Annotated in this window: 22 protein-coding genes; 13 read left to right on the top strand and 9 right to left on the bottom strand. The window is 63.7% G+C overall.

Annotated features, from left to right (window positions below; all coding sequences use genetic code 11):
* The first annotated feature begins 70 nt into the window (after positions 1 to 70).
* A complete protein-coding gene (gene trhO, locus AC1DLO_RS05675; RefSeq protein ID WP_476889570.1) occupies positions 71 to 964 on the top strand; it encodes an oxygen-dependent tRNA uridine(34) hydroxylase TrhO in 894 nt (297 codons plus the stop codon).
* Here trhO and AC1DLO_RS05670 read toward each other — a convergent pair.
* Both AC1DLO_RS05670 and AC1DLO_RS05665 read right to left on the bottom strand, forming a co-directional pair.
* Complete coding sequence (locus tag AC1DLO_RS05670) at positions 961 to 1,497, bottom strand: DUF6023 family protein (RefSeq protein ID WP_476889569.1); 537 nt, start codon at positions 1,495 to 1,497, stop codon at positions 961 to 963. The genes trhO and AC1DLO_RS05670 overlap by 4 nt on opposite strands.
* Positions 1,498 to 1,542: 45 nt before the next feature.
* Complete coding sequence (locus AC1DLO_RS05665) at positions 1,543 to 1,980, bottom strand: hypothetical protein (RefSeq protein WP_476889568.1); 438 nt, start codon at positions 1,978 to 1,980, stop codon at positions 1,543 to 1,545.
* 95 nt (positions 1,981 to 2,075) lie between these two features.
* On the opposite strand from AC1DLO_RS05665, the gene AC1DLO_RS05660 reads away from it, so the two are divergent.
* The 7 genes from AC1DLO_RS05660 to proC all read left to right on the top strand — a co-directional run bounded on the left by AC1DLO_RS05660 (position 2,076) and on the right by proC (position 11,129).
* Entirely contained in the window at positions 2,076 to 3,782 is a 1,707-nt protein-coding gene (locus AC1DLO_RS05660; RefSeq protein WP_476889567.1) for a DUF7059 domain-containing protein, read from the top strand.
* A gap of 9 nt (positions 3,783 to 3,791) precedes the next feature.
* Positions 3,792 to 4,433 carry an ArsR/SmtB family transcription factor gene (locus AC1DLO_RS05655; RefSeq protein ID WP_476889566.1) on the top strand — a complete coding sequence of 214 codons (642 nt, stop codon included), beginning with the start codon at positions 3,792 to 3,794 and terminating at the stop codon, positions 4,431 to 4,433.
* Positions 4,434 to 4,574: 141 nt separating this feature from the next.
* Positions 4,575 to 7,286, top strand: coding sequence for a type I DNA topoisomerase (gene topA / locus AC1DLO_RS05650; RefSeq protein ID WP_476889565.1), 2,712 nt, complete (start codon positions 4,575 to 4,577; stop codon positions 7,284 to 7,286).
* A 219-nt stretch (positions 7,287 to 7,505) separates the two neighbouring features.
* Positions 7,506 to 7,979, top strand: coding sequence for an SseB family protein (locus tag AC1DLO_RS05645; protein ID WP_476889564.1), 474 nt, complete (start codon positions 7,506 to 7,508; stop codon positions 7,977 to 7,979).
* 71 nt (positions 7,980 to 8,050) lie between these two features.
* The gene (locus tag AC1DLO_RS05640) at positions 8,051 to 9,115 is read left to right on the top strand and encodes a Ppx/GppA phosphatase family protein (protein WP_476889563.1); all 1,065 of its coding nucleotides are present in this window, start codon (positions 8,051 to 8,053) and stop codon (positions 9,113 to 9,115) included.
* Between the two features lies 1 nt (position 9,116).
* On the top strand, positions 9,117 to 9,953 hold the full coding sequence (locus AC1DLO_RS05635; protein ID WP_184738743.1) for a sugar phosphate isomerase/epimerase family protein: 837 nt from the start codon (positions 9,117 to 9,119) through the stop codon (positions 9,951 to 9,953).
* 345 nt (positions 9,954 to 10,298) lie between these two features.
* Positions 10,299 to 11,129: a pyrroline-5-carboxylate reductase gene (gene proC, locus AC1DLO_RS05630; protein ID WP_184738741.1), complete on the top strand. Its 831-nt coding sequence runs from the start codon at positions 10,299 to 10,301 to the stop codon at positions 11,127 to 11,129.
* Positions 11,130 to 11,301: 172 nt separating this feature from the next.
* Here proC and AC1DLO_RS05625 read toward each other — a convergent pair whose 3' ends face one another.
* The 4 genes from AC1DLO_RS05625 to AC1DLO_RS05610 all read right to left on the bottom strand — a co-directional run bounded on the left by AC1DLO_RS05625 (position 11,302) and on the right by AC1DLO_RS05610 (position 14,944).
* A complete protein-coding gene (locus tag AC1DLO_RS05625) occupies positions 11,302 to 11,988 on the bottom strand; it encodes a YoaK family protein (protein ID WP_476914426.1) in 687 nt (228 codons plus the stop codon).
* Positions 11,989 to 12,019: 31 nt separating this feature from the next.
* Positions 12,020 to 13,630 carry a gamma-glutamyltransferase family protein gene (locus AC1DLO_RS05620; RefSeq protein WP_476889561.1) on the bottom strand — a complete coding sequence of 537 codons (1,611 nt, stop codon included), beginning with the start codon at positions 13,628 to 13,630 and terminating at the stop codon, positions 12,020 to 12,022.
* Positions 13,631 to 13,657: 27 nt separating this feature from the next.
* On the bottom strand, positions 13,658 to 14,371 hold the full coding sequence (locus AC1DLO_RS05615; protein WP_476889560.1) for a FadR/GntR family transcriptional regulator: 714 nt from the start codon (positions 14,369 to 14,371) through the stop codon (positions 13,658 to 13,660).
* 75 nt (positions 14,372 to 14,446) lie between these two features.
* Positions 14,447 to 14,944, bottom strand: a complete 498-nt coding sequence (locus AC1DLO_RS05610; RefSeq protein WP_476889559.1) for a RidA family protein — start codon at positions 14,942 to 14,944, stop codon at positions 14,447 to 14,449.
* A 274-nt stretch (positions 14,945 to 15,218) separates the two neighbouring features.
* On the opposite strand from AC1DLO_RS05610, the gene AC1DLO_RS05605 reads away from it, so the two are divergent.
* Positions 15,219 to 16,850, top strand: coding sequence for a purine-cytosine permease family protein (locus AC1DLO_RS05605; protein ID WP_476889558.1), 1,632 nt, complete (start codon positions 15,219 to 15,221; stop codon positions 16,848 to 16,850).
* A 308-nt stretch (positions 16,851 to 17,158) separates the two neighbouring features.
* On the top strand, positions 17,159 to 17,479 hold the full coding sequence (locus tag AC1DLO_RS05600; protein WP_476889557.1) for a hypothetical protein: 321 nt from the start codon (positions 17,159 to 17,161) through the stop codon (positions 17,477 to 17,479).
* Between the two features lie 62 nt (positions 17,480 to 17,541).
* On the opposite strand, the gene AC1DLO_RS05595 is transcribed toward AC1DLO_RS05600, so the two are convergent.
* Both AC1DLO_RS05595 and AC1DLO_RS05590 read right to left on the bottom strand, forming a co-directional pair.
* On the bottom strand, positions 17,542 to 18,180 hold the full coding sequence (locus tag AC1DLO_RS05595) for a potassium channel family protein (protein WP_171983496.1): 639 nt from the start codon (positions 18,178 to 18,180) through the stop codon (positions 17,542 to 17,544).
* 40 nt (positions 18,181 to 18,220) lie between these two features.
* Entirely contained in the window at positions 18,221 to 19,654 is a 1,434-nt protein-coding gene (locus AC1DLO_RS05590; RefSeq protein WP_476889556.1) for a TrkH family potassium uptake protein, read from the bottom strand.
* Positions 19,655 to 19,766: 112 nt separating this feature from the next.
* Between AC1DLO_RS05590 and AC1DLO_RS05585 the strand changes: the two genes are divergently transcribed.
* A complete protein-coding gene (locus AC1DLO_RS05585) occupies positions 19,767 to 20,978 on the top strand; it encodes an acetoin utilization protein AcuC (protein WP_476889555.1) in 1,212 nt (403 codons plus the stop codon).
* Between the two features lie 11 nt (positions 20,979 to 20,989).
* Here AC1DLO_RS05585 and AC1DLO_RS05580 read toward each other — a convergent pair whose 3' ends face one another.
* Positions 20,990 to 21,499 carry a hypothetical protein gene (locus AC1DLO_RS05580; protein WP_184738735.1) on the bottom strand — a complete coding sequence of 170 codons (510 nt, stop codon included), beginning with the start codon at positions 21,497 to 21,499 and terminating at the stop codon, positions 20,990 to 20,992.
* Positions 21,500 to 21,745: 246 nt separating this feature from the next.
* On the opposite strand from AC1DLO_RS05580, the gene AC1DLO_RS05575 reads away from it, so the two are divergent.
* Together AC1DLO_RS05575 and gdhA are read left to right on the top strand one after the other, a co-directional pair.
* Positions 21,746 to 22,360: a metalloregulator ArsR/SmtB family transcription factor gene (locus AC1DLO_RS05575; RefSeq protein WP_184738733.1), complete on the top strand. Its 615-nt coding sequence runs from the start codon at positions 21,746 to 21,748 to the stop codon at positions 22,358 to 22,360.
* Between the two features lie 204 nt (positions 22,361 to 22,564).
* The gene (gene gdhA, locus AC1DLO_RS05570; RefSeq protein ID WP_476889554.1) at positions 22,565 to 23,902 is read left to right on the top strand and encodes an NADP-specific glutamate dehydrogenase; all 1,338 of its coding nucleotides are present in this window, start codon (positions 22,565 to 22,567) and stop codon (positions 23,900 to 23,902) included.
* The last annotated feature ends 117 nt before the right edge of the window (positions 23,903 to 24,019 follow it).

The raw sequence follows: 24,019 nt of genomic DNA, 5'->3' as shown, positions 1-24,019 counted from the left end.
TCAGTTAACACTTTGGGTGGGCGGACGGAACCTCGAAACAGGAATTTGGCACCACAAAGTACCCTTAAATGTGGCTTTGAACCGAATTGTGCTCTTTTACGGCTTTACTCCGATCGCGGACCCGGACGCGGTGCGGCTCTGGCAGCGTGCCCTGTGCGAGAAGCTCGGCCTCACAGGCCGCATCCTTATTTCGCGGGACGGCATCAACGCCACGGTTGGCGGGGAGCTGAATAACGTCAAGCAGTATGTGAAGACCACCAAGGAATACAAGGGCTTCCACGGCATCGACTTCAAATGGTCCGAAGGCGGGGCCGCAGACTTTCCCCGGCTCAGCGTCAAGGTCCGCGATGAGATCGTGTCCTTCGGTGCTCCAGGGGAACTGAAGGTGGACGAGAACGGCGTGGTCGGAGGCGGCACCCACCTCCAGCCGGAAGAGCTCCACGCATTGCTGGAGGAGAAGAAGGCCGCCGGGCAGGAAGTGAAGTTCTTCGATGGTCGCAACGCCTTCGAAGCCCAGATCGGCAAGTTCAAGGATGCAATCGTTCCCGACGTCGCAACCACCCACGATTTCATCAAGGAACTCGACTCCGGGAAATACGACGAACTCAAGGACCAGCCCGTGGTCACTTACTGCACCGGCGGAATCCGCTGCGAAGTCCTTTCCAGCCTCATGGTGAACCGCGGATTCAAAGAGGTCTACCAACTCGACGGCGGGATTGTCCGCTACGGCGAAACCTACAAGGACCAGGGCCTCTGGGAGGGCTCCCTCTACGTCTTCGACAAGCGCATGCACATGGAATTCAGCGAGGAAGCCAAGACCATCGGCCAGTGCGTCCGATGCCAAGCACCCACCAACAAGTTCGAGAATTGCTCCAACCTGAGCTGCCGCAACCTCACCCTGTATTGCGCCGAGTGTGCCTCGAGTCCGGAAACGTTGCGCTGCCCGGAAGGCTGCGCGGCTTAGATCCGGCTCACCCGGTACGCGAAGTTCGCCGAGGCGTTTGCCGTCACAGTAATGCCGAGGACGGCATCCTTCTCCAGTTGCAGGACGTTGACCCGTGTGGTCCCGCACTGCAGCATCAGTTCGATGAGGACCTCGCTCCCGTTTCGCACCGTGAATTCAGTGCTGTGCGACCCGCGGCACGCGAGCGTCACGGCGTAAGAACCGCCGGGAAGTTGCGTTGTTTCTTCGGCGCGGGATTCTCCACGTAACAACAGTCCATAGCTGCTATAGAAGGACTGCCCGTTCACGTCCGGAAGTACGTCCCTAGCCCAGGCCTTCAGCGCATCGCCCGTGACAGTTTGGCTCAATGCCGGATCGCGAGGCAGTACGGGATCCGTGATAACCGCCGACGGCGGACTGCTCACCGGCGCACGGCCGTCGTCGTAGGTGTATTCGCACGACGCCAGCGTGCCGCACGCGAGCACACCACAAAGCACGACGGCGGGAATCGCCACCCGCGTCGCCGGCACCTTCAGGGCGTGTACCCACCCCATAGTCCGACTCTACGCCGGGCCGCCACAGTAGGAACGATGCAGCAGTTACGAAGCCGGCACCAGCTGGTACGCGTAGATCACCGGCGCGTCCACGCTGCTTGCGCTGATGCTCAAGGGGCCGGTCGAGGTTACCTTGATGCGGGAGGTCTCGCGGCTACCATTGCACGCCGCCCCGGCTTCGGTGATCTGCGTGCCGCCCGACGAAACGTCGAAGAATGCCTTGCCGCCGCCGTCGCAGGCAACAGTCAAGACGTAGCTTCCCGCAGCGACGCTGGGGAAGGTCTTGACCAAGGGGTCGCGGCTAGGGATTTTCCCGGAGTCCTCCAAGACGATCCCAGTCGCCGATGGCATGGTGGTTGCCTTCCACGAGGGGATGTCGGCGTTGGAAACGGATCCCCCTGGTGAGCACGCCGTCACCGCCAGGGTGCCAGCGCCAATGACGAGGAGTGCGGCGCGTCGCAAAGTGGAGGAGTGAAATGCCATGATTCAACGCTACCGTCTCAGACGCCCACGCCGGGACGCGGGCGCCCACCCAGAAACGGCGGGTACCCACCCGCCAGCCCCAATAGACTTGCACGGTGACTGATCCCGCAACGCCCACCATCTTTGGGACCACCCCGAACACCCTCGATGCTCCCCGCAGCGATCTCCCGGAGATGCTCACGGCGCTCGCCGCAGACCTGCGAATCGTGGGCTACACCGTCGATGGAGTGGCGGAACTTCTGGGGGAGTCCGCACACGCGGCGCTCGCCCGGGATCAGCTCATCCCTGCCCTGATCGTCACCGAACCGACTGCCCGCACCACAGACTCGGCGACGGACCGCGCAAAAGCCGCGCTCGCCGTCGTCGTCCGCTTGTGGCTTCTCGCTGTCCCCCAAACTAAAGACGACATTGACGCCGCGTTGCCGCGCATCCGCACTTCGGGCCTGGTTGAGCTTGGCTTGGTGGAGAAGAACGGCGCCGGTGCCGTCGCTGCCAAAGTGGACTTGCGACCGTACGGTTGGGAAGGCGACTCCGGAGCGGGCGGCAGCGGAAGGGGTGGCGCGGAGCTGTGGGTTTCCAGCGACCTGGCCGCCCATCAGCAACCCGGCGTGCTCCGGCATGATCACGTGCTGGGCATCGGGCAGGCTTCCACCACGCTCGTCCAGACCACCATCCGGCGGCACTCGAAACGCGCCCTGGACCTCGGGACGGGCTGCGGAATCCAGACCTTCCACCTCCTGCACCACAGCGAGCACGTCACCGCCACGGACATCTCCGAACGGGCGCTCGCGTTCACCCGTTTCAACTTGATGCTCAACGCCGAGGCCTTGCACCTTGACCCGGCCAATCTTGAGGCGCGCGTGAGCTTGCGGCTGGGATCCCTCCTGGAACCCGTGGCGGGCGAGGCCTTCGACCTCGTGGTGTCCAACCCGCCCTTTGTCATCACCCCGCGAAGCGCCGGCGAGCACGCTTCGGATCAGTTCACCTACCGCGACGGCGGGCTGCCCGGCGATGACATCGTCGCGAACCTTGTCCGCACGCTGCCCGACGTCCTCACGCCCGGGGGCACGGCGCAGATGCTCGGCAACTGGGAGATCCCTGCGGGCAGCGGATGGAACGAGCGGCCCGCCTCATGGCTGTCCGGTTCCGGCACGGAAGCGTGGTTCATCCAGCGCGAACAAGTGAGCCCCGAGCTTTACGCGGAGACGTGGCTGCAGGACGCTTCCGAGGGCCGCGACCGCGAACTCTACAGGGATGCCTACGCCGCCTATCTGGAGGATTTCGCCTCCCGGAACGTCGAGGCCATCGGCTTCGGAATGATCTGGCTGCGCAGGCCCAAGCGACCCGTAGGTGCCGGAACCGCCGCACCGGCCCGCTTTGAGGAAATCACGTACCCCATCGAGCAGCCGATCGGTCCGCACCTCGCTGCCGCCGTCGAACGCGCGGACTGGCTGGATGCCCACCAGCTCCTCGACGCCCACCTGGTGGTGGCTGAGGACGTGACCGAGGAACGCCACCAGCGGCCCGGCGCCGAACACCCGGGCGTCATCCTGTTGCGCCAGGGCGCGGGGCTGCGCCGGACGAATCTGCTAAGTACCGAGCTGGCCGGTTTCGTCTCGGCGTGCGACGGCGATTTGTCCGTCCGCCAGCTGATCGGCGCCCTGGCCGCCCTGCTGGGTGGAGGGGACGACTTCGACGACGATGCTTTCCGCTCCGGATTGCTCTCCGACGTCGGGAACCTGGTCCGGGACGGTTTCTTGCTGCCCGTGGCGTCGGACAAACACGTCGATGATGCCGGATAAACTGTTCCGGTGAATGAAGACAACGGGGTATCCAACGGGCTGGCATCCCCGAAACGCCGGAAACGGCCCGAGAAAACGGTGGAGATCACCGACCCCAAAGCCATCCGGGCGCTGGCGCATGCAGCCCGGCTTGAGGTCATCTCGGAGCTGTATTCCACGCAGCTGAGCCGCACGGCAACGGAGCTCGCGGTACAGACCGGGCTCACGCCCAGCGCCATGAGCTACCACCTGCGGGCCCTCCAGAAATGGGGCATCGTGACTCCTGCGGACAACGAAGGCGATGCACGCGAACGCCGTTGGAAGGCCGCCGGCTCGGACTTCACCATCAAATCCGGCGGCAACGCACCGAGCCCGGAGATCGCCGTCGTCGAACTCGAACTGGACGCTTTCCGGCGTCGGGCGACTGCCTTCACCCGCGCCCGTGGCGAGCGGCGCCAACGCGGCGAGTCCGCGAACGAGGCAGCCGCGATGGTGCTGTCCAGCGATCTGTTGTACTTGACTCCGGCGCAGCGCGCGGATCTCAAGGGGAAATTCCAGGACCTCATCAGGTCATATGAACTCGAAGATCCCACGCAGATTCCCGAAGACGCGGTGCGGATCGCTACGATGTGGTCGATGATTCCGGACGATCGGACGCCGTCCGTCAGCTAGTCCCCACCCTGGCGGCGTGGGCCCCAACGCACTGTTCCTCCACAGCACTTGTGCACATAGAAACGCACGATTCTGCAAAATATGGTGAACTAGGCCAATATGGGCAGGAGCCCAAGCAATTCTTTTTTCTGTAGGAGAACCGTGCCCAGCAAGGCAAAAACCGGCAAGAAACTCGTGATCGTGGAGTCTCCGGCCAAGAGCAAGACCATCGCCAAGTACCTGGGCGAAGGCTTCATTGTCGAGGCCTCGATCGGCCACATCCGCGACCTCCCGCAGCCTTCGGACCTCCCTGCAGAACTGAAGAAGACCTCGGTGGGCAAGTTCGCCGTCGACATCGAAAACGACTTCAAGCCGTACTACGTCGTGTCTCCGGACAAGAAGAAAAAAGTCGCCGAACTCAAGGCCCAGCTGAAAGACGCTGACGCGCTCTATCTCGCAACCGACGGGGACCGCGAGGGCGAGGCCATCGCGTGGCACCTCCTGGAGGTCCTAAAACCCAAGGTTCCCGTCTACCGCATGACCTTCGGGGAAATCACCAAGGAAGCCATCCACCGCGCCATGGACAACCTGCGCGACGTGGACAGTGCTTTGGTGGACGCCCAGGAAACGCGCCGCATCCTGGACCGCCTGTACGGCTACGAAATCTCCCCGGTGCTGTGGCGCAAGGTGGCCCGAGGCCTGTCGGCCGGCCGTGTGCAGTCCGTTGTGACCCGCATGGTGGTTGACCGTGAACGCGAACGCATGGCCTTCAAATCCGCGTCCTACTGGGACCTGACCGGCCAGTTCGGTACGGGCTCTGCGTCTTTCAAGGCGAAGCTTGCTGCGGTGGACGGCGCCAAGGTGGCCAGCGGCCGCGACTTCAACGACGACGGCGTCCTCACCTCCGCGAACGCCGTGCACCTCAACGAGGAACTCGCGACGTCGTTGGCGGCCGGACTGGAGAACGCGGACTTCCGCGTCCGCTCGGTCGACACCAAGCCGTACACGCGCCGTCCCGCCGCGCCGTTCACGACGTCGACCCTCCAGCAGGAGGCCGGCCGTAAGCTGCGCTTCTCCTCCAAGAGCACCATGCAGATCGCCCAGCGCCTGTATGAAAACGGCTACATCACTTATATGCGTACTGACTCCTCGGCGTTGAGCGACGAAGCACTCACGGCTGCCCGCCGCCAGGCCGCAGAGCTGTACGGTCCCGAGTATGTGCCGCAGTCTCCCCGCGTCTACGCCAACAAGGCCGCCAACGCGCAGGAAGCCCACGAAGCCATCCGCCCCGCGGGTGACTCCTTCCGCACCCCGGCCCAGGTGGCCAGCCACTTGACCGGCGACGCCTTCCGCCTCTACGAACTCATCTGGAAGCGCACCATCGCCTCCCAGATGGGCGACGCCAAGGGTTCCACCGCCACCATCCGCCTCGGCGCGGTGGCTGCCGATGGGCGTGACGCCGAATTCTCGGCCTCCGGTACGGTCATCACCTTCCCGGGCTTCCTCGCGGCCTACGAGGAGGGCAAGGACGAGAGCCGCGGCGACGACGACTCCGATGAGGCCCGCCGCTTGCCCAACGTGGCCAAGGATGACTCCCTCACGGCTTCGGAAATCGTTGCTGTTGGCCACGAGACCTCGCCACCGCCGCGGTACACGGAAGCATCGCTGACAGCGGAGCTGGAAAAGCGCGGCATTGGCCGTCCGTCCACCTACGCCTCCACCATCTCCACCATCCAGGACCGGGGCTACGTCCGGAAGCAGGGTTCCGCACTGGTTCCCAGCTGGATCGCTTTCTCCGTCATCCGCCTGCTGGAGCAGCACTTCACCGACTACGTGGACTACGAATTCACGGCAGACATGGAAGGCGACCTGGACAAGATCGCCAACGGCCAGGCTGTTGGTGCCGCTTGGCTCAAGCACTTCTACTATGGTGAAGACGCCGATCCCGGCTTGCTGAGCATCGTTAACAACCTCGGCGAAATCGATGCCCGCGAAATCAACTCGGTGCCGATTGCCGAAGGGATCACCCTCCGCGTCGGTAAGTTCGGTCCGTACCTTGAGAGCTCGATCCCCACCGTCGATCCCAAAACGGGCGAGGTTGTGGAGTCGGCGCGCGCAAACGTCCCCGAAGACCTTGCTCCGGACGAGCTCACTGCGGCCAAGGCCGTGGAGCTGATGGAAACGGCTGCCCCCGAGGAACGCGTCCTAGGCGTGGATCCGCACACTGGCCACACGGTGGTTGCCAAGAACGGCCGATACGGTGCCTACGTCACTGAGATCATCCCGGAGATGACCGAGGAGCAACTGGCAAACCAGCCGGTGGAGTACTACAAGAACGGCAAACCCAAGCCGCCGAAGAAGCCTGTCAAAGCCAAGCCGCGCACGGGCTCACTCTTCAAGTCCATGTCCGTTGACACGATCACGCTCGACGAAGCCTTGCAGCTCATGAGCCTGCCCCGTGTCCTCGGCGAGGACGCCGAAGGCAACCCCATCACGGTGCAGAACGGCCGTTTCGGGCCATACTTGAAGAAGGGCACGGATTCGAGGTCCATCGGCTCCGAGGAAGAGATCTTCACTATCACGCTGGAGCAGGCGCTGGAGATCTACTCCCAGCCGAAGCAGCGTGGTGCACGTGCAGCCGTACCGCCGCTGGCCGAGTTCGGTCCGGACCCTGTTTCGGAGAAAAACATTGTGGTCAAGGAAGGCCGTTTCGGTCCGTACATCACCGACGGCGTCACCAACATCACCGTTCCGCGTGCCACGTCCTTGGAGGAGCTGACCCGCGAGCAGGCCATCGAGCTGCTTGCCGAGAAGCGCGCCAAGGGCCCGGTCAAGCGGACCACGACGGCCCGCAGAGCACCGGCGAAGAAGTAGTTCCTGCACCGTAGGGCGGAGCGGTTGGCGAAACCCAAACGCGTTTACGATGCGCATATTCCCTGGCGACACCGGAATTCGGATGTCACCAGGGAATATGCGTATCCCGCGGAATTATCTGTGTCCTCAACCGGCCCGAAACTCACGATCTCGACGGTCACGGGGCGGCGAGCACGCCGGGAATTGCGTCCTGGACGGCACTCATGATCGAGTGGAACCATGACAGACCAGCCAGCTGCCCCGGAATCCCTGCCCCTGAACGACCTTGAGTCCAAGCTCGCGAAGGCCGGACAAGCCGACGCGAACCCTGTGGACGTCATCCTGTCCTTCCTGAACAACGAGGTCTACATTCTCAGCGCAGACTCCTTGGATAGGCCTGACGCCGCGGTGGAGCCACTTGTCCTCTCCAACTCCGAGGGCCAGCCCGTCCTGGCCGTGTTCAGCCACCCGAGCCGGGTGGAATCGCAGTTCCTGGAGGCAGCCCCCAACGTCCTGGGTACTCACGGCGCTGCGATCCTGGACAGCATCGGCGACGAGCTCGGCCTCGTGATCAACCCCGGCAGCGAGCACGGCTTCGAGATGGGCCCGGAAGGCATCGCCAACGTCCGCCGCGACTTCACCCGCGCCGACGAAGCCGCGGATGCGGCCGACGAAGCCGCTGACGTCGCCACAAACGCTGCGCCCCAGGAATAATTGGCGAGCCAGCAGCATGAATCGGCAGTCGTACTTGCTTCAGTCGCTTCGAATCGGGGAATAATGGCAGAATGCGTCTTGGCGTCCTAGACATCGGTTCCAACACCGTCCATTTGCTTTTGGTGGATGCGCACCCGGGCGCACGCCCGGTCGCGTTTGCCTCCCATAAGCGCCCGCTTTCGCTGGTCCAGTTCCTGGACGCCGACGGTAATATCAACGACGCCGGACAACACGAGTTGATCGAATTCGTCCTTGAAGCGTGGGAATTCGCAGCCCGCCACAAGGCCGAGGACCTCTTGGCTTTTTGTACCTCAGCCATCCGTGAAGCCACCAACGGCGTCGAGGTCCTCGCCCGGGTGAAGCACGAGACCACCGTGACGCTACAGGAACTGACGGGTAGCGAAGAGGCGTCCATGACCTTTTTCGCGGTTCGACGTTGGTATGGCTGGGGCGCCGGTCCCATCCTGGATTTGGACATCGGCGGTGGCTCCTTCGAAATGGCGTTCGGCCAGGACGAACTGCCCGAACTCGCGGTGTCAGTACCCCTTGGCGCCAGCCGTTTGACCAGGGACTGGCTCCACAATGACCCGCCCACGGCCAAGAGTGTCAAGGAGCTGCGCAAGTACATCCGCCACACTCTCAAACCCGTGGTGCGTGAGTTCAAGCAATTGGGCCGGGCCAACCTGGTCGCCGGAACTTCCAAGACCTTCCGTTCCCTTGCGCGCATCGCAGGTGCGGCCCCCAGCGGCGCCGGTCCGTACGTCAAGCGCGAACTCCATGCCACAGACCTGGGACTCTGGGCGCAGCGGATCTCGGCCATGACGGTCGAGGACCGGCTGTATCTCCCAGGAGTCTCGGACGCGCGCGCCGGGCAGATCCTCGCCGGGGCCCTCGTGGCCGAGGCAGCTTTGGAAATGTTCGAGTTCGCCAGCATGGAGATCTGCCCGTGGGCGTTGCGCGAAGGACTGATCCTGCGCCGACTCGACCAACTGATCTTCGACGGTCCACTGGCACCGGCCCCGCACGTCGGACTCGGCGGTGCGGTGCCGGTGCCCCGCGTGGGCGCCAACACCGGAACGGCCGCGCCCGCGGCGGTGTCCATCTCTATCCCGACCGCTGGGAGGCAAGCCAACTGACATGAGCACCGACGTCGAGCATTCCGAAGAAGACACACCGAGGATCCCGGTTGCGCTTTCCAGCGCTTCTGTCTACCCGCTCAGCGTCCATGACGCTTTTGCGGTGGCCCAGGACTTGGGGTACGACGGCGTCGAGGTGATGGTGACCAACAACGCCACCAGCCAGAATCCCGATGCCCTGATCCAGCTCAGCCACCGCTACGAGCAGCAGATCGTCTCCATCCACGCGCCCACCTTGTTGCTCACCCAGCAGGTCTGGGGTCCGGCGTGGAACAAGATCGAGATGTCCTGCCAGATGGCGCGGGAGGTCGGTTGCAACACCGTGGTGGTTCACCCGCCGTTCCGCTGGCAATCGAACTATGCGGAGAACTTCGCTGCCGGTGTGCGCGAGATCGCGGCGATGTACCAGGTGCACATCGCGGTGGAGAACATGTACCCGTGGCGTGTGCGTGGCCGGGAAGCCCTTGCCTACCTTCCGCACTGGGACCCGATGGGCCAGGATTACGACGACGTGACCTGGGACTTCTCTCACGCCGCCACAGCGGGGGCCAACAGCCTTGAGGCGGTTCGGGCGCTCGGGAGCAAGCTGCGCCACGTGCACCTCACGGACGGCTCGGGTTCCGGCAAAGATGAACACTTGATCCCGGGTTACGGGACCCAACAGTGCGCCGAGGTGCTGCAGTATCTGGCATCCAATGGATTCGAGGGCACGGTGGTTGCCGAGATCTCCACCCGCAAGGCAAAAGCTGCCGGGGAGCGCGAAGAGTGGCTCGCTGAAACACTCCGCTTCGCGCGCCAACATTTGGGAGCGCCGCTCGTGGGAGCCTTCGAGATCTAGGTCTTGAGGGTTCAGGCGCACGACGGCGCCGGGCCGCTAGCTCGCGTTGCCCCGCCGTCGCGCTTGGGTGCTTGACTCGACCCCGCCCGCCCGCCCGCTTAAACGAGAAAGCACCGGCGGTCGAAACGGGAAAATGGGGGGAAACCCGTTCGACCACCGGTGCTTGTGGCGGACATCCCCATGCCCGCCTCATCACTCGCACCCTCAATGAGGTAACTACTAAGGTACGGAGCAATATTGGGTGCAGCCTGCAATAACCTTGTGAACTAGCTGGGAATCCTGGCAGCCCCGGTTGCTGCCCGGCGCTGGTTCTGCTGGGCGCGGATGAACTGGCATCATGGAGCCATGAGCAACCGAATCGCATTCCTTGGCTGTGGGTCCATGAACGAGGCCATTCTGGGTGGCCTGCTGGCCGCCGGAACGGATCCGTCGGATGTCGTCGCGACCGTGCGTCGCGCAGAACGTGCCGCCGAACTGGCTGAGCGCCACCATGTCATGACCATCGCCGGAGCGGAGGAACCAGACAACAACAAGCTCGCAACCAAAGGCGCTTCGGTTGTCATCCTGGGGGTCAAGCCCGTGGGTATCGCTGAGCTCGCCCGCGAGATCTCGCCCGCGCTGGCCAAGAACACCATCGTGATCAGTGTTGCCGCTGCCGTGTCCATCGCCCAGCTGGAAGCTGCCCTGCCGGCGGGCCAGCCGGTCATCCGCACCATGCCCAATACGCCTGCCAGGCTCGGCCGCGGGGTGGTTTCCGTTTCGCCCGGAACCAACTGCACTCCAGGGCAGCTCCAGCAGGCCAAGGACATCCTCTCCGCCGCCGGAACCGTGGTGGAAATCCCCGAGGAACAGGTGGATGCGCTGTCTGCCATCAGCGGCTCCGGCCCCGCGTACGCGTTCTACCTGGCCGAGGCAATGGCTGCGGCCGGCGTCGAACTAGGCTTGGATCCCGAGCTTTCCCTCATGATCTCCCGGGAGACCGTGGCAGGTGCCGGCTTCATGCTTGCCGAGCCGGGCGCGGACCCCACCGCCCTACGCATCGCCGTGACCAGCCCGAACGGCACCACTGAGCGCGCCATCGCGGCCTTCAACGACGGTGGCATTCCCGCGATCATCGCCGATGGAGCCCGCGCAGCCGCAGCCCGTGCCGCGGAAATAACGCAGCAACTCGCCTAACCTTCCCCGGGCGCTGTAGCGGCGTCTTCTTTGTAGGGTGGGGCGTTCATTAGCCCGTGCCCGTCCGGATCGACCCTTTTGCAGGCGTTTTCGCTGCACTCCACGGCCTTCGCCATGCCGCACAGTGGTGCTGGAGATCCGATCGAGGCGTCGGGCCGGTGGGTGGCGTCGCCTATGCCGAAACGAGCGCCGTCGAGGAGTCGGCCCCTTTCTTCTTGTCCACCCGTTGAACGGTGTAGACGATGGCGACGCCGGACAGAATGGCGGCAGGCAAGAGCAGCGCTATGCCCAGGCCAAGGCCCAGATGGAGGAGAAAGGCCCCCGCGATGGCACCTAGGAACATGGACAGTACCGCGGCGAGCCGACGCCTGGTGACCGGGGTGCTGGCCCCACCCCGGAACCTGCCGGCTTCACTGAAAAGCAGCGACAGGGTGGAGGTGATGACCACTGTTGAGATGTCAGGCACGCCCACCCTGCGTGCCGCAATGGCCTGGCAACCCATGAGCAAGCCAATGGCAAACGTCACCACGTGGAACAGGGTCTCGCTGCTGGGCAGCAGGGAAAGCGCCGTGGCCACGGCGAGCATGCCGAGGGCGGAAATCCAGAAGAGCGAAACCAGAGTCGTATCGGCGCGTCCGGACGGGGGAAATCGTCGCAGAGTCTGGCCGAGGACCCAGGAGCCCGTGATGAAGCCGCCAAGGGCCGCCAAGGGCCCAAGGAGCGGAATGTGCTCTGCCCCGGTGAGGGCAAGCCCGACGACAATGACGTTGCCTGTCATGTTCGCGCCAAAAACGCGCTCCATGCCCAGATAGGTTGCTGCATCCAGGGCGCCGGTGCCGAAGCTCAGGGCGGTCATCATCCAAAATGACAGTCGTTGATGCTTCACAGACTTAGTTGCTCTCAGGAGACAGCCCATCGGAGCGTGGGTCCGACCCTGTCGTAAATGTGCCGGGCAATGGACCTTGGCGGACCACCTGGAGATGGCCGACGGCGTCGTCGAGCGGTTCGAGTTCCTTGGTGTGGAACCCGGCCTCGACGAGCGTTCCAACGGATGAGGCCGAAACCCCTTCTTCGACTGAAATCGTCACGGCCTCATTGGCGGCCGTGGCCCCGGCCTCCATTTGGCCCACGATCCAGCGCGGTCTGGCAACGGACTGTTCGGCGGTCATGCCGAGCGCGAGGTTCAATGCCAGATGGGTGTGTACTTGTGGTTGGGCGCGTCCACCCATGGTGCCGTGCGCGCCGATCAGCTGCCCGTCCCGGCGGGCGAGGACGGGCATGAGGGTGTGCGGGGGTTTGCGTCCTGGTGCGAGTTCGTTTGCGGCTCCGGGGCGGAGGCTGAAGGAGGCTCCGCGATTGTGCAGCAGGATTCCCGTGCCGGGGTCAAGGACGCCGGATCCGAAGGCGTGGAAGGCGCTCTGGATCAGTGAGACCCAGTTGCCGTCGGAGTCTGCAGTGACAATGGCAACCGTGTCGCCGGTGCGGCGGGCATACGACCGTGGCCGCAGTTCAGTTGCGGCGGGGTGGCCGGTCAGTGCTGCGTCGGCCAGGCTGTCTGCCGCTGTCCTGGACAGCAGGTCCGCATAAGGGATGGTGGTGTGGAGCGGGTCACCGAGAAGCCTGTCCCTGTCGGTGGCGCAAGCGGCCAGGATGCTGGCGACGACGGCAGCTTCGGCGCCGACGGGGTCGGGGAGGCGGCCGATCCGGCCGGCAACAGCATCGAGTGCGGCCAGGCCCTGGAGGAAGAAGGTGCCTTGGCTGTTTCCCCCGGCGCTGAGATATTCGGTGCCGTCGAAGTGGGCCGCGAGGGGTGTCTCCATGGTGGTTGCGTGTGTGGAGAAATCGTCCATGGTGAGGTCGCTGCCCAGCCGGCGCAGGGTGTCCACGATGCTTTGCCCGATGTCCCCGGCGTAGAACGCGCCAATGCCGGTTTGCGCAATGGTTGTGAGTGATTCCGCGAGGCGGGCAAGTTCAAGGTTCTGGCCGGCACCAATGAGCTTCCCCTTGGGGAAGAAGAGGGCGTGCGTGCCTGCATCCTGGGCCAGAAGGTCCTGTTCGCGCAGCAGGTCCCGGTGTACGCCCGCCGCAACGGGCACGCCGGCGGCGGCCGCGGCCGCCGCCGGGAGCAGCGCGGCCGAGAGCGGATGCCGTCCCCACCGTTCTGCCAGCACTTGCCAGGCCGAGAGCACGCCGGGCACTGTTACGCTCTTTGCCCCCGAAACGGGAACGAAGCCGTCCGGTCCGGTGTAGTCGGCTGGGTCCAAAGCTTGCGCCGATTTCCCCGTGCCGTTGACCACTAAGACACTGCCGTCCGCCGTGCCCACCATGGCGATGGCGTCGCCGCCGATGGTGCATTGGTTCGGGTAGACAACGGCGAGCATTGCGGCTGCAGCGAGTGCCGCGTCGATGGCATTGCCGCCTTTGGCGAATGCCTGGTGTGCCGCGTCCGTTGCATCGGTGTGGGGGGTTGCCACGGCCCCGGTGACGTTGTTCTGGTGCATGGTGCATTGTGCTTTCTGGTTAGTGTGTCAGGGTGCCCAGGTTTCGACGCCGATGGTGCTGAAGACCTCTTGGATGTGCCCGGACATGGCCTCGCGCGCGTCATCTGCCTGATGACGGGAGATGGCCTCGTAGATTCGCCGATGCGCTGCAACGGACTGTTCGATTCGTTTTGTTGTTTGGTGCGTCGATTCCCGGGACGGCGCCATCCATTCGTTGGCCACGTCCAGCAGCCGGACCAGCATGGGATTGTGCGTGAGCTTGGCAACTCCGATGTGGAATTCGACATCGAGCCGGACCAGCAGTGGTGTTGACGGGTTCTCTCGGCGCAGCTCGTGTTCGGCAAGGTCCAAGGGCCGGAGCAGGGCGGCCAATTCGCCGTTGCTGGCACGCAGTGCTGCGCGTTCAGCCATGGGCGGTTCGATCACGGCCCGCAGGTCCATGACTTCGCGTAGCATCCGCTGGGAAGGTTCCATCATTCCGAGCATTCCGGCCTGCAGCTCAGGCCTGGTCTGCGCCTCGACGATGGTTCCGCGGCCCGGTTTTCTGCTGATCAGCCCCCGCAGCTCAAGCTCACGCAGGGCTTCCCTGACTGAGGTCCGGGATATCCCGGCCGTGTCGGCGAGCTCTCGTTCGTTCGGGAGCTTGTCTCCGGCTTTGAGATCACCTTCGCTGATCATCCGGATCAACCGCTCACTCAGCTGTTCCGAGAGTGAACCGCTTGCTATTGAAATGCTGCCCAAGGACGACACCGCTACCTCCGCTGAAATTGGTTTGACAAACCTACCAGCCGTCGGCTTCGAGACTCACAGCTGGCGTTATTCGAAGATTTCGACCGTGACCCAGTTCTCGAAGCAACTCCCGCCGGCAAGGCTGGTGACCCCGATCGTGGCGCGGCCCCCCAGCCCGACCTCAGGACCGAAAACTTCGACGAAGAGATCCGTTGCGCCGGAAGACACCTTGTGCACATCCGTGAATTCCGGGGTCGAGGTGACGAAGCAGAGGGAGCGCACGATTCCCTTCACGCGATCCAGGGAGCCCAGTGCGTATCGCATACCCCCCAGGCAGTTCAGCGCCGTCAGGCGTGCCGCCTGGTACCCCTCTTCGACGGTCACGTTGGCGCCCAGTCGGCCCGGGTAACGGACAGTGCCGTCACTCTTGTCCGGAGTGTGTCCGCTCAGGTAAAGAACGTTCCCCACGATGTGGTGGGGCTTCATGCTTCCGTAGGTATCCGCACCGTAGTAGCCATCAATGCTGAAGTCCGGAATTTCCAGTCCGAGCTCACGCACACGGTCTTCGTATGTCATTGTCATCATCGCAACCTCCTTATTTGTGTTCTGCCGCGCCGACGACAGTTAGTCCAATGGTCCAACCAAGTTCTATGAGCCTAGTCACAGCCTGGGGCGGATGTCAATGCCGGAAAGAAAAATGAATGACATTCATAAAAAGTCATTGACTTCGGTCTGAAGGTCGGACAAACTCCTGTTAAGGAAGTCTCGCCGCCTTCCTGCCAACCAAGTGATTCTTATCCCTGAACCGGGTTCTGGGGAGCACCCTCGCTCCGGTCACATCACTTGCAAAGGAACCACCATGTCGGCACTAGACCGAACTTTGGACCCACTTGAGGTCAGCTATGTTGACGATCCCCGGGTTGTGAAGGAAGCCGCAACCGAGGACTACACCACCCACGTCGTTCCCCATTCGTGGCGCAGCAGCAAGAAGTCGCTCTCCATGTCCTGGTACTCGCTGGTCAGCGGCATGTTCTACCTCGTCACCGCTGCAACCCTCGCCGCCGTCGTCGGCACGGTGGACACGCTGATCGGCGTTCTCCTGGCCTGCGCTGTGTTCGGAACCTTAGGGTATGTTTTTTCACGTTACGCCGCCAGGACCGGACTGACCGTGGCCCTGATTTCCCAGCGGCTGTTCGGGGCCTCGGGTTCCATTGTGGCGCCGCTGATTCTGGCGGCCACGGCGATGTACTACGGGGTCTTTGAGAGCTCCGTGATCGCCCACGCCTTCCAGGCCTTCTTCGGAGGGCTCGATATCCGCATCTGGTACGCCATTGCCGTGGCCATGAACCTGCCGCTTGTCATGGGTGGGATCCGGCGATGGATGGACAAATACAATGCGCTGCTGCTGCCCATCTATTGGGGCGGACTCATTCTGGTCGTCATTCTTGCCGCATCCCGGATCGACGCCTCCGCCTGGCTGACCCACACACCCTCGGCCGCCGCCGACCTCGCTGCCCCAGGATGGGTCTACGCGTTCTTCGTGTACCTCGGTGTGCTCGTTCTCATGATGTTCACCATGGACTTCGCCCGGTTCGGAAAAGTCCGCGACACCAAGGTCAACGGCATCGCCACCTTCGGGCCCGTCTTCTATGTCTTCGTCTACCTGGCCAACGGCCTCTTTGGCATCTTCATTGCCTATGCGGCAGGGCTCTCCGGAGGCATCTCGTCCACGTCCATCGTCGACTTCATCATCACGCTCCTCGGTGGTTGGGGCCTGCTCCTGGTATGGGTGACCCAGGCCCGAATCAACACCGCCAACTTCTACGTTGCTTCAACCAACATGGAAGCCCTGTGGACGCGGTTGTTCCACCGGCGGCTCCCGCGCGTCGGGGCGGTGCTCATTTGCGGTGCCATCATCTACGTTTTCATGCTCACCGATGTTATGAGCTATCTCTTCGTGGCCTTGGCCTGGCAAGGGGCGTTCATTGCCTCCTGGGTCAGCATCCTGCTCGTCCACATCATCCTCAGCACGGTCGGGGACAAGAATGGTTTGCCGGAATTCCGGCCCGGCCGCCTCGCCCGATTCAGCACGGGGGCTTGGATCTGGATTGGCACGTCTGTGCTGGGTGTACTTTTCTACCAGTACGGCGGAACCATCGGCACAGTGTGGTCCACCCCCGTGACATTCGCTCTCGGAGCAGCGCTCTATGCCATGGCGTACACGGCGCAGGCACGGAAGGTCCTCCTGCACAGGGCCAACGACCCCCGCGATGAAGTCGAGGACATCTGGGAAGCACGCATCCGGTGCCACGTCTGCGACCACAGCTACATCGCCGTGGAAATGGACCGCGACCCAAGTGTTACCGGCAGCCCGGCCATCTGCACCGCGTGTGCAGGCCTGAGCCGCAGTTTCCGGGCGGCCTGCATCGCCGAACACTCGAATGCCGCCGTCGTCGGCCTCGACGCACTGCACCAGCCCGCAGAAACCTAAACCAGCGCACGCTGTCCGCCCGGACCTGCCCTGGGCGGACAGCGTGCGTGCACTCCAATGCCCCGCCCTTCTCGGTAAGTGACACAATCACGGCGAAGGCCGCCGGCGGCATTGTGAATGTCTTCGTGTGAATGGACTCGGTTCGGAAAATGTGGCTTTCAACATCGATTGGGTCGAGTTGCCATGCCGTCGGCACGTGGTTGGCATCAGCACACGCCGGCGGTTTCTCGTGCCGGCTTTAGGCCACTGCTCCGACTGGCAAGGCAAACAATCCGAGCATTTCCGTTCCCGCGAGAGAACTGTCAGCGATGACCCAATATTCCATTCACACTCCCGTCACCGAACTAATCATGAAACATGAGCCCATGTTGGCTCGGGAAGTCGCTGGCGGGCAGCCGACCATTGCGAGCACTGGGATGAAGGGCATCGGGGATTGCGATGTCGGCATTTGGGAGACGATACCCGGCTCGGTCAACTTCGTCGAAGAGGACGAATTGATCGTTGTACTTTCCGGTTTGGGCGAAGTCATTCTCCACGAGGAGCAGCAAACGATCCCTATCGGACCCGGTTCGCTGCTTCACATGCGGAAGTCCGATGGGAGACGCCCAAAACGGTACCAATATCCTTGACTGTCAACCCGATGCCTTGAAGTTCACGTGCTGCAGCGCTGATGCCTATGCACACACCAAAGTTACGGCCGCGCCGCGAACCGCTCCAGCAGGTCCACGTGCCCGGAGACAATCAGCATGTCGCGCCCGGAAACCTTCGTATCCGGCCGGGCGTAGGTAAAGTCCTCGCCCGGTGATTTCACGCCGACAATGGTCACGCCGTATTTGGAACGGACCTTGGACTCATCAAGCGTGAAGCCCACGGTTTCTTTCGGTGGGTACATTTTCACGATCGCGAAGTCGTCGTCGAACTCGATGAAGTCCAGCATGCGCCCGGAGACCAGGTGCGCGGCGCGGACGCCTGCGTCGGCTTCGGGATAGATGACGTGGTTGGCGCCGATGCGGGTGAGGATCTTGCCGTGCGAGGCCGTGATGGCTTTCACCCAGAGGTGTTCGATGCCTAGATCCACGAGGTTCACCGTGATGAGCACCGAGGACTCGATCGACGTTCCCACGCCTACAACCGCGGAGCTGAATTCCTGCGCACCGAGCTGGCGGAGGGCGTCGATGTTCGTGGCATCCGCTTCCACCACATGGGTCAGCACGGAAGCCCAATTCTGTACGAGAGTGCGGTCCCGTTCGATCGCCAGGACTTCGCGTCCCTGCTTGACGAGTTGCTCGGCGGTGGCTGCACCGAACCGGCCCAGGCCGATCACCAGCACGGGCGCGTTGTGCGCCGGTCGGTTGGGGGCGCCTGTTGAATTAGCCAATGATCGGCCTTTCTTCCGGGTAATGGAATAGCTGCCTGCGCTGGCGGAGGGCCAGGGCAGAGGCAAGGGTAATGGTGCCGATGCGGCCGGCGAACATGAGGGCGGCGAGAATGTAGGCCCCCGACGGCGGCAGTTCGGCGCTGAGGTTCGTGCTGAGGCCCACCGTCGCGAAGGCTGAAATGGTCTCAAAGAGCACCCGGTCCAGGCTGGCGCCGCTGATGGACAACAACAAGAATGCGGCGACGCACACCAACGTGGCACCGGCGACGATCACCGAGATGGCCACCCGCATGGTGCCCTCCGGGATCGTGCGGCCGTAGACCTTGACGTCGGAGTCGCCCCGCGCCTCAGCGACGATGGCAAGGAACATGACCGCGATGGTGGTCACCTTGATGCCACCCGCCGTCGACGCCGAACCGCCGCCGGCGAACATGAGCGCGTCCGACAGCAATCTGGTGGTGGAATCCATATGGCCCTGGTCAACCAGGTTGAAGCCTCCGGAGCGTGTCATGACCGAGGCGAAAATGGAATGCGTGATCTTGTCGCCAACGCTCATGTTGGCGATGGTGCGGGTGTTGTCCCACTCCATCAAGGCCCAGAGGACTGCGCCGGCAACGAGGAGGATCAGGGACACCTGGATGGTCAGCTTGGTGTGGAGGCTCCATTTCCTCCAATTCAGGCCATGCCGCCGGAGCACCAGCATTACCGGGAAGCCGAGGCTGCCGAGGAACACGCCAAGCATGAGTGGTACAAGGATCCACAGGTCCATCTCATACGGCACTATGCCGTCGGAGTGGGGCGTGAATCCGGCATTGTTGAACGAGGAAACGGAGTAGAACACTCCGTGCCAGACCGCCTGCCAGAAGTCCTCTCCGAGGGTCAGGAACCGGGGAATCATCGCGACGGCCAGTACGGCCTCGATGGTCACGGAAGTCGAGATGACGATCCGCAACAACGTACCCACTTCGCCCAATCGTCCGGCGTTGTTCATGGCCTCCTGGGCGATGAGCTTTCCCCTTACACCCAGCCGCTTGCTGACCATGAGCGCCAGGAGGGAGGCGAGTGTCAGGGTTCCCAAGCCACCCACGAAGATGCCCACAAGGATGACCAGCTGGCCGAAGAAGGTCCAGTGGGTCGCCGTCGACACAACAGTCAAACCGGTCACGCAGACGCTGGAGACCGCGGTGAACAACGCCTGGTGGAGGGGAGTGACCGCCCCGTCGGCGGATGCCGCTGGCAGCGAAAGCAGGCCGGTGAACAAGAGAATCGCGAAGACGTAGGCCGTCAGCGCCAATCGCGCCGGTGAGGTGTTGGCGATGTTGTCGATGAAGTCGCGGACACCTGTGAAAATCCACAGGCCTCCCCGCTCCGGCTGGACGGTTTGCCAGCTGGCCGGGTCTCGGTACCTCGACTGGCTCTGGGTCATGGTGGTGCTGTTCGCTTCTGGTCGATTGATTCTGCTTTCTTGAGTAGTAAACCACTAATCGTCCGCAGTAACGGGGCGGTTGCGCTCCCGCCGCTCGGGTAGCCTGTCATTGATGACTTCCTGGGCAGGCCTCCGTCCGTCCGCGCTGCCAACGACGGTGGCGTGGGATCCCGCCATGACCGCCTACAATTTCGGTCCTTCGCACCCGATGGCCCCCGAACGGCTGGAACTGACGGCCAGGCTCGCCGCGGCGCTTGGACTCTTCGATTTGGAGCACGTCTCCGTCCACGCGCCCGAGGTGGCGTCCGACGTCGAACTCTTGGCGGTCCACAGCACCGAATATGTCGCCGCTGTTCGGCGGGCCAGTGAAGACCCGACGACGCCGGACCCGGAACGCGGGCTCGGCACCGAAGATGATCCTGCCTTTGCGGGGATGCACGAAGCCAGCGCCCGGCTCGCCGGCGGATCCTTGCTCGCGGCCGAGGCGATCTTATCCGAAACGGCGGTCCGGGCCGTCAACTTCGGCGGCGGCATGCATCACGCGTCGCGTGAGCGGGCCAGCGGCTTCTGTATCTATAACGACGCCGCACTCGCCGTGCAGAGGCTGCTCGACGGCGGCGTCCGGAGGGTTGCGTACATCGACGTCGACGCCCACCACGGCGACGGCACCCAGAGCATCTTCTGGAACGACCCCAGGGTCCTCACGATCTCGCTGCATGAAAGCGGCCTCTCGTTGTTCCCCGGAACGGGATTCGCCAACGAGATCGGCGGCCCGGATGCACTCGGCGCAGCCGTCAACGTGGCCTTGCCCGCGTGGACCGGCGACGCCGGATGGCTGCGTGCCTTCCATGCCGTGGTGCCGCAACTCGTGCAGGCCTTCGAGCCGGAAGTCATCGTGAGCCAGCACGGCTGCGACTCCCACAAACTCGATCCCCTGACCCACCTCAACCTCAGCGTGGACGGCCAACGCGAGGCGGCCACCGCCGTCGCGGGCCTCGCCGCCAGGTTCTGCGAAAACCGTTGGATCGCCACCGGGGGAGGGGGTTACGACATCACGGGAGTGGTGCCGCGGGCATGGAGCCACTTGATAGGCATCGTGGCACAGCATCCCGTCCAGTTGACGGCTCCGGTTCCGGAACTTTTCCGGAGCTATGTCAAGGAGAAGTACGGGGAGTCGGTGCCGGAATTCATGGGCGACGGCGTCGACACTTGGTGGCGTTCCTGGGAGGTGGGGTATGACCCCGCCGACGCGGTGGACCGCACCATCATTGCCACGCGCAAGGAGATCTTCCCGCTCTACGGACTGGACCCCTGGTTCGACTAATGGTCGTTCGGCTAGTGGCTTGGCTTCTCTGTCTGGAAGACGACGCCAGCCGCCCCCACCAACCAGCCGAGCAGGGACAGCGCGAAGGCGCCGATGAGATCCGTGGACGCCGTACCCTTGAACAGCCAAAGGATCAGGACCAGCAGTCCGATCACCATGTACACCATGATCGCGGCGATAATCCGCCCGGACAGCCTGGCCGCCACCTCGCTCGGGTAGGAGGTTTCCCCGGCCGTCGGGGCTGTGGCGGCAGCCTGGGCCGCGGCGGCAGGTTCAACGACGCGGTCCCGTCGGACCTCGGAAATGGTGAATCCCAGGGCTGAAGCAGTCAAGGAGCTCAAAGAAGTGGCGAGGACGCCTGCGGCGGTGACCAAGGCGCCGTTGAGGCTTGGGGCGGTGGCGTCGCCCTCCGGAATCCAGATCAACACCCGGATGAGCACAGCCAGCCAAACCGCCACGAAGAGAAGTAGGAACACGGCGGCGATGACGTTGAACAGCTGCCGGCGGAAATATTCAGTCATGGCATCGCATCCCAACCCGCTCAATCGGCCCTGACCTTGATTCCCGCCTCGGGCGGGCGCCGCGGCAAGAAGGGCGCCGTGCATCCGTTGTAGCACCGGCCCCGGGCCCGGTCAACGATCCCTCCTTTAGCGAACTTACCGTCGGCGCAAGGCCGAACTCACCGCCGGCGCAAGGCCGGAGCGACGCTGCGGTCACAGGCGAAATAGTTGATGCCTTTTGGCGTATATGTCGCTAGGGTGGGAGGCATGGTGACTGACGACGTATTTGCCGTCATTGCTGAGGCAACCCGGCGTGACATTCTGGTTTCCCTCCGCTCTGGGGACAAAGCTGTGGGGGAACTGGTGGAGGAGCTCGCAGCGAGCCAGCCCACCATTTCAAAACATTTGAAGGTACTCCGCGAGGCGGATCTCGTCAGCATGCGCGCACAGGGGCAGAAACGCTACTACGCGTTGAACCCCAAGCCGCTCGCCGGGGTTGCCAGCTGGCTGGAGACGTTCGACGTCGGGCCCGCCCGGCCTGCAGCCGAAACCGCCACCGCTGCCCGCAGCCCCCGCCAGCGCGCGGGCCAGCAGGGTGACGTCGGGGAGGGCCTTGCCGGCCAGCGCGCAGCCAGCCAGCGCGGCGGGAGGAACGAGCTCTCGCAGCCCGACGGCGAGCCCCTTGGCGCGTCATCGGCGAGCACCGACGTCGCGCGCTCGCCGGAAGCCGTGCCGGATTCCGGCGCCGTTGCTGCCGGACTGGACGACACCATGCCGCAGCAGATCGGCCGCACGGTTGGCCGCGCGGCAACGAAGGCAGCGGACCTCTTGGCGAATCTGCCGAACCTGCCCAACTTGCCGAAGTTCGGCCGGAAGAAGTAGCCGGATATTTGGAGTGATCCCGATCACACGTCGGGGTGGCTGCTGCTTGCTGATTTCCTTGAAACTCGGCGCTTTTCGCGGACCCCTGCCTTGAGGCCTGCCCGGTCGTAATCGGTTCGAATGGAGACTGCCGCGCGCCAGGTGCGAGCATGGGCGGGATTGAACGCAACCCCGCCTGTCGGCGCAGAAATTGTAGGGAGTCACATGGATTCGAGGCTGGAAGCAGTCAGGGACACCGTCTTGGCGCGCAACCCGGGCGAACTGGAATTTCACCAGGCCGTCACCGAGGTCTTTGAAAGCCTCGGCCCTGTCCATGACAGGCATCCGGAATTCCTCGAGGGCGCTGTCCTTGAACGCCTGTGCGAGCCGGAGCGCCAGATCATCTTCCGCGTCCCCTGGACCGACGATGCCGGCCGCGTCCACGTCAACCGCGGCTTCCGCGTTGAGTTCAATTCGGCTCTCGGCCCCTATAAGGGCGGCCTGCGTTTCCACCCTTCGGTCTACTTGGGCATCGTCAAGTTCCTGGGATTTGAGCAGATCTTCAAGAATGCCTTGACGGGCATGCCCATTGGTGGCGGTAAGGGCGGCTCGGACTTCGATCCCCGCGGCCGCTCTGACGCCGAAATCATGCGCTTTTGCCAATCCTTCATGACCGAGCTTTACCGCCACATTGGCGAATACACGGACGTTCCCGCCGGCGACATCGGCGTGGGAGGCCGCGAGATCGGCTACCTGTTCGGCCAGTACAAACGCATCACCAACCGCTACGAATCGGGCGTGCTGACGGGCAAGGGCATGTCGTGGGGCGGCTCCCTGGTCCGTCCGGAAGCCACCGGTTTCGGCGCGGTCATCTTCGCCCAGGAGATGCTCAAGACCCGGGGTCAATCCTTCGACGGCCAACGCGTCGTCGTCTCCGGCTCGGGCAACGTGGCCATCTACGCCATCGCCAAAGCCCGGGCTCTTGGCGCCACCGTGGTGGCCTGTTCCGACTCGGCGGGTTACGTCGTGGACGAGGCCGGCATCGACGTCGCGCTCCTCCGCCAGATCAAGGAGGTGGAGCGGGGCCGCCTCACCCAGTACGCGGAACGCCGCCAGGGTGCCGTCTACGTCGCCGGCGGTTCAGTGTGGGACGTCAATGGCACCGTTGCGCTGCCGTGCGCGACGCAAAACGAGCTCGACGGCGATGCCGCAGCCAAGCTCGTCAGCAACGGCCTGCTGGCAATCGCCGAAGGCGCCAATATGCCTTCCACCCGCGAAGCCGTTGCCGTGTTCCAGGACGCGGGCATCCTGTTTGCCCCGGGCAAAGCCGCCAATGCCGGTGGGGTGGCAACATCGGCGTTGGAGATGCAGCAGAACGCCAGCCGAGATTCATGGTCCTTCGAACACACGGAAGCACGTCTCACCGAAATAATGGTGGGCATCCACGATCGCTGCGCAGAGACCGCGGAGGAATACGGAGCGCCGGGCAACTACGTCCTGGGCGCCAACATCGGCGGCTTCGTAAAGGTTGCCGATGCCATGTTGGCGCAGGGCCTCATCTAGGCCCAAGCCACGCCCGCGCGCACCCGCGCCATCCTGCCCACCCCACCCAACTAACTCGCATTTGTTGTCGTTTTGAGGCCCCAAAACGACAACAACTGCGAGTTAGTTGGGCAGCCC

Source organism: Arthrobacter sp. 01T419 (assembly GCF_056398865.1).
Note: the sequence above shows the minus strand (reverse complement) of the source record. Positions and strands in the feature narration are given on the sequence as shown.